Genomic DNA, 15,092 nt, shown 5'->3' with positions numbered 1-15,092 from the left:
CGAACCCGGCTACCGAGGTCGCACAATAAGAATCTTCAGGTCTGAAATTCATGCACGAACGCATTCGGATAGTCTCCGTCACCTACAACAGCGCGGAAGTTATAGGTGATTTTCTCGCATCTGTGCCCAAGGGCATTGAGGTCGTGGTCGTCGACAACAACAGTCAAGATGAATCGCGCGAAATTGCTGCAGCGATGGGGGCGAAGGTCATTGCGCTCGATAAAAACTGCGGCTTCGGGACAGCGTGCAATCGCGGTGCGGAAGGCAACACCAAGGAGTTCGTATTTTTCTGCAACCCGGATTCTACGTTGACGCCTGATTGCTGTCGGTTGTTGGTGGAAGCGGCGGAAATGCATCCCGAAGCGGGTGCCACCAATCCTGCCATCCTGAATGCACGTGGTGCCCTGCGACTTGACCGGCGTTCCGCTCTGATTTCAAAGTCAGAATATACAGACCGTCGCTATGCGGCACCCGGCAACAAAGACAGCGTGCAGGTGAACATTCTTACCGGTGCGGCATTGTTTTGCCGGCAGCAAGCTTTTGACGAGGTTGGCGGCTTTGACGAAAACATCTTCCTCTACCATGAGGATGATGACCTTGTTTACCGCATGCGGCAAGCCGGTTGGACCCTTCGCATCGAGCATCAGGCGACCGTTTCTCATCTGGGGGGCAAATCGTCCGGCAGCTCGATCCAAGGTGCTGCGTTCAAGGCGTATTTCATCGCGCAATCCCGTATGTATGTTGAGCAACGCCATGGTATTTCTGCGCCCGTCCTACGGGCTGCGGTCAGGGCGTTGGTCAAGATCGCGTCGCCCATAAATCTTCTGTCTGCGCGGAAGAGAGCCCAGGCCATCGCCTACCTTAAGGGTACCTGGCGGTTCGATATGGTGCGGTATCAAAATGGGGATTACCTGCCTTAGGTCAATTATTTCGGATTGGCGCAAGACAAAACCGAAATTCCGCGGTCCGAGCATTTCGAAAGATGAGCCTGCTAAATGTCCGCCTTTGGGATGAATTCGGTGCCGCTGCGTTTGCGTGGACATTCAATTTGCAAGGGTTTTGGCGGCTTTGATGATCTGCATGCCCTCACGGTTGGGTATTTTGGCCGCCGACGCCTTGACTTCCCCGTGTCCAAAAGGTGTATCTGGCGCGAATTCTGACCCTGAAGGGATATGTCCATGCACGCCTATCGCAGCCACTCCTGCGCCGACCTTACCGCTGAAAATGTGGGCGAAAATGTCCGCCTGTCTGGCTGGGTGCATCGGGTGCGAGATCACGGTGGCGTCTTGTTCATTGATCTGCGCGATCACTATGGCGTCACACAGGTGCTTTGCGATCCGGACAGCAAGGTTTTTTCCGATGTCGAAAAAGTGCGCGCGGAATGGTGCATTCGCATCGATGGCGAAGTCAAAGCGCGCGATGCTTCGCTGGTAAACCCCAAGATTCCGACAGGGGCGATTGAGGTTTTTGTGCGCGACATTGAGGTTCTTGGGGCAGCGGCGGAGTTACCGTTGCAGGTATTCGGGGAGCAGGAGTACCCCGAAGAAACCCGTCTGCGCTATCGCTATCTCGATCTTCGCCGCGAAAAAATGCAAGCCAATATGGCGCTACGCTCAGATGTTGTTTCGTCGATCCGCCGCCGGATGTGGGACGGCGGGTTTCGAGAGTATCAGACGCCGATCATCACAGCTTCGAGCCCTGAGGGCGCGCGCGATTTTCTTGTGCCGTCGCGTCTGCATCCGGGGAAATTCTACGCGCTGCCACAAGCCCCGCAGCAATTCAAACAACTGTTGATGGTGTCCGGGTTCGACAAGTATTTCCAGATCGCGCCATGTTTTCGTGACGAGGATCCGCGGGCGGACCGCTCGCCCACTGATTTCTATCAGCTTGATCTGGAAATGAGCTTCGTCGAACAGCAGGATGTTTTTGACACCATCCAGCCTGTTTTGTCCGGCATATTCGAAGAGTTTGGCGGTGGCAAAACGGTTGATCAGAAATGGCCGCAGATTTCGTATAAAGACGCAGCACTCTGGTATGGATCTGACAAACCTGACTTGCGCAACCCGATTAAGATGCAGGTCGTGTCGGAGCATTTCGCAGGCTCCGGCTTTGCAATCTTCGCCAAACTGCTGGAGCAGGAAGGTACCGAAATCCGTGCAATTCCGGCGCCGACCGGTGGAAGCCGGAAATTCTGCGACCGTATGAATGCCTTCGCGCAGAAAGAGGGTCTGCCAGGCATGGGTTACATTTTCTGGCGCGATCAGGGCAATGGAATGGAGGCCGCAGGCCCATTGGCCAAAAATATCGGGCCGGAGCGTACGGAGGCGATCCGCCAGCAGTTAGGCCTTGAAGTAGGCGACGCCGCATTCTTTCTGGGCGGAAAACCAAAGACCTTCGAGGCGATCGCTGGCAAGGCGCGCAATGTCATCGGCGCAGAGCTTGGCCTGACGGATGAAAATCGGTTTGCTTTCGCGTGGATTGTGGATTTCCCAATCTATGAAAAAGACCCTGAAACGGGAAAGGTCGATTTCGAACACAATCCGTTTTCGATGCCACAGGGGGGCATGGCGGCCTTGGAAGGCGATCCTCTGGATGTTCTCGGCTACCAGTATGATCTTGCCTGCAACGGTTATGAGCTTGTATCGGGTGCGATCCGGAACCACCGGCCTGAAATCATGTTCAAGGCCTTCGAAATTGCAGGCTACGGCGAAGACGAAGTTCGCAAGCGGTTCGGGGGTATGGTCAATGCGTTCCAATATGGCGCACCTCCTCACGGGGGCTGTGCTGCCGGGATCGACCGGATCGTGATGTTGCTTGCTGAGGAGAGTAATATTCGCGAAGTCATTCTCTTCCCAATGAACCAACGTGCCGAAGACCTGATGATGGCGGCACCCTCCGATCCGACAAGCGATCAGCTTATGGAGCTTGGCCTGCGTGTGATCCCGCAGGAATGACCCTGTGAATTGTGGTTGGCGTCGTGCCAACCGCAGTCTAACCTCCCCACATGCAAGGTTCTGACGATATGAAACCCGCTTTGGGTTTTCCCGTACCCAATTGGTCTGTGCCACCCGCCCCGGAAGGCATTCCCCTGAAGGGTTCATACGCAGAGCTTGAGCGTCTGGATGCGGACGCACATGCCGCCTTGCTGTACCGGGCCTACGAGGGTGAGGATCAGGTATGGGACTATCTGCCCTATGGCCCGTTTTCATCCTCAGCGCTGTACCACCGCTGGGTCAGGGAAGCGGGAGGGTATCCTTCGACGCTGTTTTACGCCGTTCGCAACCTGGAAAGTGGAAACTGGGAAGGGGTTGCGAGCTATCTCAGGATTGACCCGCAAAATGGCTCGATCGAGGTGGGCCACATCAATTACAGCCCTTCGCTGCAGCGCACACGCGCAGCGACAGAGGCGATGTACCTGATGATGGAGTGGGCGTTCGCAAACGGATATCGGCGCTACGAATGGAAATGCAACGCACTCAATCTGGGTTCGCGCCGGGCCGCACAGAGATATGGGTTCAGTTTTGAAGGCGTTTTTCGTCAAGCCACAGTGATCAAAGGCCGCAATCGCGACACTGCGTGGTTTGCAATCATTGATGCCGAATGGCCAGCCCTGAAATCCGCGTTCGAAGCCTGGCTCGCCCCATCAAACTTTGACACTGATGGTCGGCAGCGGGAGCGCCTGGGTGACTTGACGCAGCTGGTGCGCGTTGCAAGCGACCCGGCACTTTTGCCGGCATCAGATAGCTAGCTTCTGCGTCAACCGCTCTTGAATAAGGCCCGCTATCACTGCCGTTTCGGAGCCGGCCGGCTCACCTGCCGCACGCTTTTTCGCCAAGGCGGCGGCGGCCTTCTCTAATCCGTGATCTTGTGCAGATCTTGCAACGCCGCCAAGGAATTGAGCCACATAATCAAGTGCACGATCATCAGGTGGGTCTTCCAGAACATCGGCGATATGCGCCATGTCATCCTGAAAGGCCATGCGGTCAGGGTGTATCACTTCGTCAGAAAGTTCCCGCAACCCGACAGGCTGGCGATCTGCTGGAAGATTGGACAAAACGGCCTGCTGGAACGCTGCAAGGGATGTGATCGGCTTTTCAAGAAACCCGTCAGCGCCAGCCTGTAGGGCCAGCTCTTGCCCGGTTGTATCACCGGAAGTGCCCAAAACCACGTCAACGCGTGGTTCGGATTGGGTCAACTCGGTGATCAAATCCACGCCGTTCCCGTCAGGGAGACCGAGATCGACGATAACAACGGAAGGGCGGTAGACCTGCAGGTGGCGACGGGCCGATCGCAGACAATCTGCGCGTCTGATCCGCGCGCCGCTGCGCAAGCACAACAGCCTCATCGCTTCGCAGGCAAAACGGCTGTCTTCGATCACAAGTACCGTCAATCCAAGCAACGGGCGTGTGGCCGTGGGCGCGGGTATTGTCGCAGCAAAAGGGTCGTTCTTGTCCATAATCGCCTCCAGGGTGACTCGGGTTTCGACTCAGCATGGCGCATATATGGCTAACAGCGCGTTAATGGCGAAGCAGGCCTGCCTGCGGCGGTCCGTCACTTGCATAAGCCGTGGCATCACAGCATAAACTCGCTCAGTAAAAATAGCGTTGGAGCACGCCCCATGATCGGTCGTTTGAACCATGTCGCCATTGCGGTGCCTGACCTTGACGCCGCTGCCGAACAATACCGTTCAGCGCTTGGTGCCCAGGTTGGCGCGCCACAGGATGAGCCTGATCACGGCGTGACAGTCATATTTATTGAGTTGCCCAACACCAAGATTGAACTGCTTTATCCGCTGGGTGAAGCAAGCCCTATTCAGGGGTTTCTGGATAAGAACCCCGCAGGCGGCATTCATCATATCTGCTATGAAGTGGATGATATTCTGGCGGCCCGCGATCACCTCGTGCAAACCGGTGCGCGGGTACTGGGGTCTGGCGAGCCGAAGATCGGTGCGCATGGCAAACCCGTCCTCTTTCTGCACCCCAAGGACTTCAATGGATGCCTTGTCGAACTGGAACAGGTTTGACCTTTGAAAAGGAGACGCCCCGATGGGGATAACATCCGCACTTGTCTTATTCGCGGTCATCTGGGCAATGACGTTTCTGGTCGTTCTACCCATTCGGGTGCAAACACAGGGTGATCTGGGTGAGGTCGTGCCCGGTACCCACGCAGGGGCGCCAGAAGTTCATAACCTGCGCAAAAAGGCATGGATCACTACCGCGGTCAGTCTGGTGTTATGGGCGATCATCGCCTCGATCATCGTTTTTGAAGTGATCACCGTGCGCGATCTGGACTGGTTTAACCGCGGCGCTCCTTCAGTTGAGTCAAGTGGAACAGGTGGGTAAAGGTTGCTGCACCCAATATCGGGATCACCAGATTCAGAAGCGGCACTGACAAGGGAATGGCCATCAACACGCCAGCAGTCCAGATTGTCGCCATGTGACGGGATCGCAGGTCTTTGGCTTCGGTGCGGCCAACGCGGCGCATGGCAGCAAGCATGAAGTATTCACGACCGAGCAGAAATCCGTTCAGGCCCCAGAAAATCAACGGCGCGGCGGGTGCGAAGATCAAATACAGGATCAGGGCCAACAGGTTGGCACCAATCAATACCCCAAGGAAATTCACCGTATCACGAATGGCATCGCCAATGGGGACAGCGCTCGCTTTTGGCAGATGGGGGTAATGCTCGTCTTCGACGGCCTGGGCCACGGTGTCGAGGAACATGGAGGTGATCGCAGAGGCCACCGGAACCATCAAGAAGACCGAGAGTATTGCCAGCAAAAATGCTGACCCCCAGCCCACCAGGTCATTGAGCCAGCGCACGTCACCAATGAACGGCAGTGTCGTTTGGTCACCTACCAGCCCCGACAATAGCCAGACAAAGCCGGCGGAAACAGCGATAAGCAAGGCAAGGGTCAGTGCGACCCCAAGCAGTAGTACCCGCCTGAAACGCGGGTCTGGCAATTGGCCCAAGGCAGCGAAAAAGGCGTTCAGGATCATACGTTTATCCAGGTGGTGATGCTGTCGAGATCGGGGCGGGGCCGTTCAGGTGGGGCGGTTGTTTCCGTGCCAATATGGATGAAGCCTGCGATACGTTCATGGGGTTCCAGACCGAGCGCTTGTTGCATAAAGGGGCGGTCATGGCTTGGCCAGCCGCTGAGCCAATTGGCCCCCCAACCGGACGCAAGTGCGGCGTTCAGCAGCGCCAGGCAAACGGCACCGGCGGAATAGGTCTGCTCAAGCGCTGGAATTTTCTCGGAAGGTTTTTGAACTTCGATGACGGCAATAGCTAGGTGGCCCTGATCGAATTGTGTGCGACCCTTGGCGATCTGATCGGCATCTAGTCCCAGCGCTTTTCCACGGGTTTCCGCGATCCCGGCCAGTCTGGCCATTGCGGGTTTTTCCACGACGATAAAGCGCCAGGGTTCCAGTTTGCCATGATCAGGGGTGCGCGCCGCGGCCAACAGCAGAGGTTTCAATGCGTCTGCTGATGGCACCGGGCCTATCAATGTCTTGGCCGGGCGTGATCGTCTGGTCAACAAGAAGTCAAGGGCGTCGGGGTTTGGTTTGGGCATTAAGGGAATCCAGCGGTTAGAGTTGTTGAGCGAGGTAGTCGATTTCACCTTTGAGAAAGGCGTCAAACCGTGGACCTGGCTGTCGAACGTCGAGGGCTGGGCCGAGAGGGTCAGGGGCAGTGATTTTGCTACCAGAGAGAGCCTCTAGCGTCGCGTGGCCGCAAAACGGCACATAGACCTCAGAATAGCCGCCTTCGTGAACAAGCACCAGACGGCCACCGCAATTCTCCTCCGCGATTTGCTTGATGCGCAATGTCATCTGGCGAAACGTGTCCGCTGTGGCCAACATCCGTGCCAGGGGATCAATCGCGCTGGCGTCAAAGCCGCAGGCAACAATAATAATGTCGGGTTGGAACGCAGCGATCCGGGGCAGTACGATTGTGTCCATCGCATGCAGATAGGCGGTGTGACCAGCTCCGGCAGGCAAGGGCAGGTTGATGTTGAACCCTTCGCCTGCGCCACGCCCTCTGTCGGCGATTGCACCGGTATCGAGTGGATAGTTTCCTTCTTGGTGCAGCGAAATGGTCAATACGTCGTCACGATCATAGTAGATCGCTTCTGTGCCATTGCCGTGATGCACATCCCAATCCAGAACGGCAACACGTTGCGCCATGCCTTTTGATTGCGCGTGCTCAATGGCGATGGCGATATTCGCCAGAAGACAAAAGCCGTTTGGGAAATCCGGCAGACAATGGTGGCCGGGGGGACGTGACAGCGCATAGGCATTGTCGAGCGCGCCTGTCATCACCGCATCAACGGCAGCCACGGCAAGCCCTGCGGAGAGAGCGGCAATTTCATATCCTCCGGCAGCAAAGGGCGTGCGACGCCCCAGTTCCCCGCCTCCCGCGTCAGACAAGCGCTTGAACTCATCCAGATAGCCTTCCGGATGCACCCGCAACAAATCTTCACGGCTGGCCATGGCTGCGGAGCGCATGTCGAGATCGGACGAAAGCCCCGTTACATCCATCAGGTTCTTGAGACGTCTCTTTGTCTCGGGGTTTTCAGGTAGACCGCCCGCGGCCAAAGGCTGAACATGGCCGCCAAGAGGGAGCGTGTAGGCGTAGTTGCCCCCGGCATGCCAAAAGCACTTCTCATCCCAGAAAAAGCCTGTCGCCATCGTTTTCTCTCTGTATTCAGTTGATCGGAAACTGACCCAGCAGGTTGGAATTGTCCATGCATCCAAGCCTGCGCGCCAAAGCGGTTAGTCGGTCTCCTTGAGCAAGGCCGCCACATCCAATGGCTCGTTTACCATTGCAAGCTCTCCATCGCTGTCGCGAGGCCAGGCATTCGGAGCGCGATCGCGGTAGAGTTCAATACCGTTTCCGTCAGGGTCCTTGAGATACACAGCCTCACTCACACCATGATCTGCAGCGCCATCCAAGGAGAGGCCAGCATCCAGGACCCGTTTTAAAACGCTCGCGAGGCTCTTGCGATCGGGATAAAGAAAAGCCGCGTGATAGAGTCCGGTGTGACCCTTGGGCGGAGGTGTCCCACCCGCGCTGTCCCAGGTGTTCAGCCCGATGTGATGGTGATAGCCGCCAGCTCCCAGAAACGCTGCGGCGTCGCCATATCTCTGGGTCAGATCAAACCCCAAAACATCCCGGTAAAACTGGATCGCGCGATCCAGATCGGCCACTTTCAGATGAATGTGACCAACCGAAGCCTGTTTGGCATTATCCATTTTTGATCCCCTCGAGTTTCTGCATTTGTCCCCACATAGGGGTCGACGGGCCGTGTCGCCAGCTACGAAACCGCGCATCCCCTGTGCGTCACTAAAAAATCACGATCGGCGAAAACTCGCCCTTTGCGGGAAGAAACTAAGAGAATTTTCGCTGCTCGTGGTATGATTTTTATTGTTACGGGGAGGTAACACCATGTCACGCTTCGGAAAATTCCCCAGATTGGCTGATCTGGTAAGAAAAGTCACGCATTCCACTCACACGGGATACTTGTCGCTTTGTCTGGCTTTGGTGCTGTCTCTGGCGGTGTTGTGGCCAAAATTTTTCTTCATCGTGGGTGCCGGCATCATCGGCGCCGCAGTGGGTTTTTGGCGGCATTATGGGCAATATGCCGAAAACCCTGTTCAGATTTTGAGGCCGACGTTTGGCGTTTCAAGAAAGTGGACAATTGGTCTGATCAGCCTCTTCTTTATGGTTCTCTCGGTCACCTTTTTTCTCAGCGGTTTGTTCGCTCCTGAAGAAAACCACTTCATTTCGGTGCTCTACCTGACCTTCGCAAATGGCTGTTTTTCGTTCAGCATTGCGTATTTCACCGCGGGAAGTATCGCGATATCGGACGCAAAGGAGCGTCTTTCCGCAGCAACGGTCGCGCAAGCGCGCACTTGGCAACAAGAAATCGAGGCGAGCAGCAGTATTAGCATACTGTCTGACCTCTTTCACAAAGCCTAACGCACCATCCCCATGATTTCATAGGTTTTTTCCAGAATTGGCACCGTGATCTCGCGCGCCTGGGCGGCCCCACGCCCCAGGATGCGATCGATCTCGTCAGGCTCGGACATCAAGCGGGCCATTTCCGTCGAAATAGGAGAGAGCTTTGAGACCGCCAGTTCGGCCAATAGCGGCTTGAAAGTACCGAATTGCTGGCCGCCGACCTCGCTTAAAACCTGCTCGACTGTCTGATCGTTCAGCGCTGCGAAGATGTTCACCAGGTTGCGGGCTTCGGGGCGTTCCGCGAGACCGTCAACTTCAGACGGCAAGGCATCGGGGTCGGTTTTTGCCTTGCGAATTTTCTTGGCAATTGTGTCCGCGTCATCTGTCATATTGATCCGAGATGCATCCGATGGGTCGGATTTTGACATCTTCTTGGATCCGTCGCGCAAGGACATTACCCGCGTCGCGGCGCCCTCAATGACCGGTTCGGTCAGCGGAAAGAAGTTAACGCCGTAGTCGTGGTTGAACTTGGCCGCGATATCGCGCGTCAACTCCAGATGCTGTTTCTGATCGTCGCCTACAGGCACATGGGTGGCATGATAGATCAGAATATCCGCGGCCATCAGCGCAGGGTAGCCAAAAAGACCAAGCGAGACATTCTGCGTGTTCTTGCCCGCCTTGTCTTTGAACTGGGTCATCCGCTGCATCCAGCCCATGCGCGCCACGCAGGAGAAAATCCATCCCAGTTGCGCGTGCTCGGGCACCTGGCTCTGGTTGATGAGGATCGACTTTTCCGGGCTGATGCCGCTGGCTATGAAACCCGCTGCCAATTCGCGCGTGTTCCGAAGCAGGTCGGTCGGGTCTTGCCAGACCGTCACAGCATGCAGATCCACCATGCAGTAGACGGTCGGCATGCCCTCATCCTGCATTTTGACAAATCGCTTGATTGCGCCCAGATAGTTGCCAAGTGTCAGCCCGCCCGACGGCTGAATGCCGGAAAAGACACGTGGCGTAAAAGTCGAAGTGGTCATGTCAGGCTCCATTCGGGCTGGAAATGCAATTTGCGCTGGCTTACCCATGGGCCGGAGTATCGTCAAGGAATGAGCCCATGCACGACCACAAAGAAGCGCCTCCGGTCAATCCACTGCCGCCTGTCGTTGTAGTCCTCTTTCTGGCCGTGGCCCTGCCGGAGGCGGCATTCAGTCTGGGCGCACAAGGTCTGATCGGCGGGCCTGAAGCGGTTGGATGGCGTCTGGCCGCCATTCAAACCTACGGATTTTCCGGCGATATTTTCGACTGGATGGTGAGCAATGGGCGCTGGTTGCCCGAACACATGATACGTTTCCTCACCTACCCATTTGTGCACACCAGTTTTACCGGCACGCTATTCGCGGCTGTCTTTCTGCTGGCACTGGGCAAACTGGTTGGCGAAATCATGGGGCAAATCGCGGTCCTTATCCTCTTCTTCGGGAGCGGAATTTTCGGTGCCTTGGTCTACGCGCTTTTACTGAATGATCCGGAATGGCTCGTCGGTGGGTTTCCCTCTGCCTATGGCCTGATCGGCGGGTATTCTTTTGTGATGTGGCAAAGCCTCGCGGCGCGCGGTGAGGAGCAATTGCGCGCATTCAGCCTCATTGCGATGCTGATGGGTCTGCAATTGATCTGGGGTGTGTTTTTTGATGTGGGCAACGGATGGCTGGCCGATCTTTTCGGCTTTGTATTCGGTTTCGCAGCCTCAGCGGTTTTGGTGCCCGGTGGCATTGCGCGTGTCCTGGCGGTCTTGCGGCGCAACTAGGCGACATCAGGCAGATCGTCGAAACGCCCCTTTGATTTCGGAGAGTTTGATCGCCCCGATTATATGCGCAATTCCGAAATAGCTGATCATGCCTATCGCAATGAGGGCGGTCAGCGCCAGAGCCCGCCACCAGGGCAGGCCTAAAAACGGGCTCAGGGCAACATTGCTGAACCAAAGAGCAATGCCCATCAGGCCGGAAGCCAGGACCAAACGCCATATGCGTTGGCGAAATCGCGTATCGAAACGCGCTACATCGCCATATTCGGCGGCACCTGTGCGCAGCAGAGCAACCATCAGCCAGGCGGCCAGGGTCGTTGCGATGGCAGGCGCAATCCAACCAATGAAAGGTGCAAGCCCGATGGCGACCGCTGCGTTCACCACCATGGACACAACCGCGTAGTGAAAGGGTCGGCGCGTATCCTCGCGTGCAAAAAACAGAGGCTGCAGTATCTTTTGCAACACGAATGCAGGAAGCCCCAGCCCGTAAATGGCAACGGCGGTGGCGATGGCCGCCGTGTCATCGACCGTTGCAGCTCCGCGTTCAAACAAAACAGACACCAAGGGGAATGGCACCACAATCAGAGCCACGGCCGCCGGGATCGTCAGCGCGAGGGATATTTCGGCAGCCCGGCTCAAGGCCAGTTTGGCTCCTGCATCGTCGTTGGCCTGAAGGCGGCGCGAGAGATCAGGTAGCAGCACGACGCCAACCGCGATGCCCACAACGCCCAAGGGAAGTTGATAAAGCCGATCCGCTGCAAAGAGCCATCCGACGGCCTTGTCGAAATAGCTGGCCACCTGTTGTCCGACCAGCAGGTTGATCTGTACGACCCCACCCGCCAGCGCCGCCGGAATGGCGACCTTGATCAACCGTCGCATGTCCGGTGTCAGACGGGGCCGCCTCGGCATGATCGAAAACCTTGCGCGTTTGGCTGCATGCCAGAGCAGCGCCAATTGTAGGACACCGGCAACGGGAATGGCCCAGATAAGCGCGCGCGCGATATCCCCGCCAAGATAGGCGGCAGTCGCCATGGCGGAGATCAGCAGGATGTTAAGCAGAACGGGTGCCGCTGCCGCCGCTGCGAACCTGCCAGCGGCATTCAACATGCCCGACAGCAAAGCCGCCAGCGAGATGAAGAGAACATAGGGAAAGGCGACGCGCCCGAATTCGACGGAAAGACCAAATTGCTCCTGCCCTGCAAAACCAGAGGCCAGCGCGTAGATCAGCCATGGCATGGCGGCCATGGCAATCAGCGTCAGTATGATCAGGATGCTGGCCAGCCCCGCAAAAGCGTCAGAGGCGAAACCATCGGGGTCATCGCCGCTTTCCAGGCGCTTAGAGAACATCGGCACAAAGGCCATGTTGAAAGCGCCCTCGGCAAAGAAACGGCGAAACATGTTGGGCAATCTGAAGGCCACGACATAGGCCTGATACAGCGGCCCTGTGCCCAGATACGCCAGGATCATAGCGTCCCGCACAAAGCCCAGAATACGGCTCATCAAGGTCCAGCCGCCAACGGTGAAAAAGCCGGACATCAGGCGGATGGGCTTCACGCGCTGGCCCTTTCAACGCCTTCGTCAATGGCCTGGCGGAGTTTTTTCTCCAACGTGCGCTGTTTGCTCTGAGAATAGTATTTGAGGCCGAACATGTCCTTCACATAGAAGGTGTCGACCACCTGTTCGCCGTAGGTCGCAATGACTGCATTTGCGATATAGACGTTCGCCGCCGCCAATGTGCGGGCAAGATCATACAGCAGGCCCGGACGGTCGCGGGTATCCACCTCGATGATCGTGTAGATTTCGGACCCGTCATTGTCGAATGTGATGTGGGTTGGCACCTTGAAGGCACGCTCGCGTTTCTTGATCTTGTCGCGGGATTTGAAGGCTTCGCGCGCGACAACTTCACCGCCCAGCGTCTTTTCGATCATCTGGCGCAGTCGTGGCAGGCGCGCGGCATCATAGGGGTTGCCGTCGCTGTCCTGTATCCAATAGGCGTCGGTCACCATACCGTCCTTGGTCGTGTAACTGCGCGCGTCCACAACGTTCGCCCCGACCAGCGCCAGTGCACCGGCAAGCCGTGCAAAGATCCCCGGATGATCGGCCATCACAAAACACACACGGGTGGCATCCCGGTCGTCATCGGGATGCAGGTCAATCAGGATTTCATCGTCTTTCACATCCCTTAGCATCTGTGCAAAGACCACATGTGCCGTTACGTGCAGCGCCTGCCAATACGGGTCATAGTGTCGTGAGGTTTCTTTTTGCAGGTCCTTGCGGGGCCAGTCGCTGAGGGCCTCGCGCAGCGCGCGTTTGGCCTCCGCACCGCGGTTTTCGCGGTTCAGGTCTTCCAGACCGGTTTCCAGCGCGCGCCGGGTCTGACGGTATAACGCGCGGATCAGGACAGCTTTCCAATTGTTCCACGTATTCGGTCCAACGCCGCGAATATCGCAGACCGTCAGCACACAGAGTAAATCCAGCCGTTTCACGGTTTGGACAGCCTTGGCAAAATCGCGCACCGTGCGTGGATCAGCAATATCGCGTTTCTGGGCCATGTCGGACATCAGCAGATGGTAGCGCACCAACCATTCGACGGTATCCGTATCCGTTTTCGACAGCCCGAGACGCGGCGCAATTTTCCGCGCCATCTGTGCCCCCAGAATGGAGTGATCTTCCGGGCGTCCCTTACCGATGTCGTGAATGAGCAGTGCGGTGTAGAGAACCTTGCGATCCACCCCGCGCTTCAGGATCGAGGAGGCAACGGGCAGGTCTTCTTCAAGCTCACCCCGTTCGATCTGGGCCAGATTTGCGATACACTGGATGATGTGCTCATCCACCGTGTAGCTGTGATACATGTTGAACTGCATCATCGCGACAATATGCTCGAACTCCGGCAAAAAGGCAGACAGCACGCCCAGCTCATTCATCCGGCGCAGCGCTCGTTCCGGGTTGCCGTGTTTGAGCAGCAGATCGAAGAAAATGCGCCGTGCTTCGGGGGCCGCGCGGACATCGTCGTCGATCAGGTTTAGATTGGATTTGACCAACCGCATCGCATCGGGGTGGATCAGCATGCCCGTGCGCAACGCTTCCTCGAAGAGCCGCAGGAGATTTAGCTTGTCGGACAGAAAGGATTGGTCATCTTTCAGCGCAATGCGGTTACGCATGACCTTAAACCCCTCCCGAACCTTTGGACGCCGCCGGAATATCCGTTCCAGAATGGGCTCCGCCTTGACGTGATCAGCTTCCAGTTTCGTCAGGAAGATGCGGGTCAGATCACCCACCTCGGTTGCATGCAGGAAGAACTGCTGCATGAAGATTTCAACGCCGCGACGGCCCCGCGCGTCTTCATAGCCCATGGCTTCGGCCACCATGACCTGCATGTCGAATGTCAGCTGTTCCGACGCGCGGTTATTGATCAGGTGAAGATGTCCACGCACCGCCCACAGAAAATTTTCTGCGGCGACAAACCCACGGTATTCATCGGCGGTGAAGACATCCAGACCCACCAGATCAGCAGCATCTTTGACGCTGTGAATGTACTTGGCGATCCAGTAGAGCGATTGTAGGTCACGTAATCCGCCCTTGCCTTCCTTGACATTCGGCTCAACCACATAGCGCTGACCGTGCTTGATGTGCCGGGCTTCACGCTCGTTCAGTTTCGCTTCGACAAATTCCCGCCCGGATCCTGAAAACAGCTCCGTGCGCAGACGGTCGGCGAGATCCTGGGTCAGCGCTTCATCGCCCGCCAGATAGCGGTGTTCCAGCATGGCCGTGCGGATGGTGAAATCTTCGGCTCCCAAACGCAGGCATTCTGCAACGGTTCGGCTGGCATGTCCGACCTTGAGTTTCAGGTCCCACAGGATGTAGAGCATGGATTCGATCACGCTCTCGGCCCAGGCGGTGATCTTGTAAGGCGTCAGAAACAACAGATCGACATCTGAAAATGGGGCCATCTCTCCGCGGCCATAGCCGCCCACGGCGATCACGGCGAGATGCTCGCTGGCCGTCGGGTTGGGTTTCGGATGCAACACCTCTTGCGCCACATGCAGCGCAGATTTCACCAAACAATCGGTCAGATAGGTATAGGCACGCGTCATCGGTCGCGCTTCGAAGGGATGGTTCTGAAAAGCCTCTGCGATCTCAGCACGCCCCTTTTTTTGCTGAGCTTTCAGAATTTTCACGGCCTGCGAACGAATGTCGGCAGGCGTGGATGCTTTCTGCAAGGCCGCCGTGAGGTCGCGGTTGAATGCCTGCGTGTCAAAAATCTGTTCGGACGCACAGATCAAATCGCCCACCGTGGGCACATCAATCTGCTGAACTGAAAGGGCCATTTCTGAAGCC

Annotated in this window: 15 protein-coding genes; 7 read left to right on the top strand and 8 right to left on the bottom strand. The window is 56.8% G+C overall.

The window, feature by feature from the left end; genetic code table 11:
* The first annotated feature begins 50 nt into the window (after nt 1-50).
* The 3 genes from ACOTTU_RS12125 (at nt 51) to ACOTTU_RS12115 (ending at nt 3,748) form a co-directional block, all read left to right on the top strand.
* Complete coding sequence (locus ACOTTU_RS12125; RefSeq protein ID WP_425658279.1) at nt 51-920, top strand: glycosyltransferase family 2 protein; 870 nt, start codon at nt 51-53, stop codon at nt 918-920.
* A gap of 258 nt (nt 921-1,178) precedes the next feature.
* Nucleotides 1,179-2,954, top strand: a complete 1,776-nt coding sequence (aspS, locus tag ACOTTU_RS12120) for an aspartate--tRNA ligase (protein ID WP_425658278.1) — start codon at nt 1,179-1,181, stop codon at nt 2,952-2,954.
* 50 nt (nt 2,955-3,004) lie between these two features.
* Nucleotides 3,005-3,748, top strand: a complete 744-nt coding sequence (locus ACOTTU_RS12115) for a GNAT family N-acetyltransferase (protein ID WP_425658277.1) — start codon at nt 3,005-3,007, stop codon at nt 3,746-3,748.
* On the opposite strand, the gene ACOTTU_RS12110 is transcribed toward ACOTTU_RS12115, so the two are convergent.
* A complete protein-coding gene (locus ACOTTU_RS12110) occupies nt 3,737-4,456 on the bottom strand; it encodes a response regulator (RefSeq protein ID WP_425658276.1) in 720 nt (239 codons plus the stop codon). The genes ACOTTU_RS12115 and ACOTTU_RS12110 overlap by 12 nt on opposite strands.
* A gap of 162 nt (nt 4,457-4,618) precedes the next feature.
* Between ACOTTU_RS12110 and mce the strand changes: the two genes are divergently transcribed.
* Both mce and ACOTTU_RS12100 read left to right on the top strand, forming a co-directional pair.
* Nucleotides 4,619-5,023 (top strand): methylmalonyl-CoA epimerase, encoded by a 405-nt coding sequence (mce, locus tag ACOTTU_RS12105; protein WP_425658274.1) that lies wholly within the window; start codon nt 4,619-4,621, stop codon nt 5,021-5,023.
* A gap of 22 nt (nt 5,024-5,045) precedes the next feature.
* Nucleotides 5,046-5,342 carry a DUF1467 family protein gene (locus tag ACOTTU_RS12100; protein WP_425658273.1) on the top strand — a complete coding sequence of 99 codons (297 nt, stop codon included), beginning with the start codon at nt 5,046-5,048 and terminating at the stop codon, nt 5,340-5,342.
* Here the strand turns inward: ACOTTU_RS12100 and ACOTTU_RS12095 are convergent.
* The 4 genes from ACOTTU_RS12095 to ACOTTU_RS12080 form a co-directional block, all read right to left on the bottom strand.
* Nucleotides 5,296-5,997: an EI24 domain-containing protein gene (locus ACOTTU_RS12095; protein WP_425658271.1), complete on the bottom strand. Its 702-nt coding sequence runs from the start codon at nt 5,995-5,997 to the stop codon at nt 5,296-5,298. The genes ACOTTU_RS12100 and ACOTTU_RS12095 overlap by 47 nt on opposite strands.
* Entirely contained in the window at nt 5,994-6,572 is a 579-nt protein-coding gene (locus tag ACOTTU_RS12090; RefSeq protein ID WP_425658270.1) for a nitroreductase family protein, read from the bottom strand. Before ACOTTU_RS12090 ends, ACOTTU_RS12095 begins: the two co-directional genes overlap by 4 nt.
* 16 nt (nt 6,573-6,588) lie before the next feature.
* A complete protein-coding gene (locus ACOTTU_RS12085; RefSeq protein WP_425658268.1) occupies nt 6,589-7,689 on the bottom strand; it encodes a class II histone deacetylase in 1,101 nt (366 codons plus the stop codon).
* Between the two features lie 84 nt (nt 7,690-7,773).
* The gene (locus tag ACOTTU_RS12080) at nt 7,774-8,253 is read right to left on the bottom strand and encodes a VOC family protein (RefSeq protein ID WP_425658266.1); all 480 of its coding nucleotides are present in this window, start codon (nt 8,251-8,253) and stop codon (nt 7,774-7,776) included.
* 220 nt (nt 8,254-8,473) lie between these two features.
* On the opposite strand from ACOTTU_RS12080, the gene ACOTTU_RS12075 reads away from it, so the two are divergent.
* On the top strand, nt 8,474-8,980 hold the full coding sequence (locus tag ACOTTU_RS12075) for a hypothetical protein (protein ID WP_425658265.1): 507 nt from the start codon (nt 8,474-8,476) through the stop codon (nt 8,978-8,980).
* Here ACOTTU_RS12075 and trpS read toward each other — a convergent pair.
* Entirely contained in the window at nt 8,977-9,993 is a 1,017-nt protein-coding gene (gene trpS, locus ACOTTU_RS12070) for a tryptophan--tRNA ligase (protein WP_298919552.1), read from the bottom strand. The two genes, ACOTTU_RS12075 and trpS, sit on opposite strands and share 4 nt — an antisense overlap.
* Nucleotides 9,994-10,070: 77 nt before the next feature.
* On the opposite strand from trpS, the gene ACOTTU_RS12065 reads away from it, so the two are divergent.
* Nucleotides 10,071-10,757: a rhomboid family intramembrane serine protease gene (locus ACOTTU_RS12065; protein ID WP_425658263.1), complete on the top strand. Its 687-nt coding sequence runs from the start codon at nt 10,071-10,073 to the stop codon at nt 10,755-10,757.
* A 6-nt stretch (nt 10,758-10,763) separates the two neighbouring features.
* Here the strand turns inward: ACOTTU_RS12065 and murJ are convergent, their stop codons facing one another.
* Both murJ and ACOTTU_RS12055 read right to left on the bottom strand, forming a co-directional pair.
* On the bottom strand, nt 10,764-12,308 hold the full coding sequence (murJ, locus tag ACOTTU_RS12060) for a murein biosynthesis integral membrane protein MurJ (protein WP_425658261.1): 1,545 nt from the start codon (nt 12,306-12,308) through the stop codon (nt 10,764-10,766).
* Entirely contained in the window at nt 12,305-15,082 is a 2,778-nt protein-coding gene (locus ACOTTU_RS12055; protein WP_425658259.1) for a [protein-PII] uridylyltransferase, read from the bottom strand. The genes murJ and ACOTTU_RS12055 overlap by 4 nt, the downstream gene beginning before the upstream one ends.
* Between the last annotated feature and the right edge of the window lie 10 nt (nt 15,083-15,092).

Source organism: Roseobacter sp. EG26 (assembly GCF_049830555.1).
Lineage (GTDB): Bacteria > Pseudomonadota > Alphaproteobacteria > Rhodobacterales > Rhodobacteraceae > Roseobacter.
The sequence above is the reverse complement of the archived record's forward strand: the minus strand, read 5'-3'. Positions and strand labels throughout refer to the sequence as shown.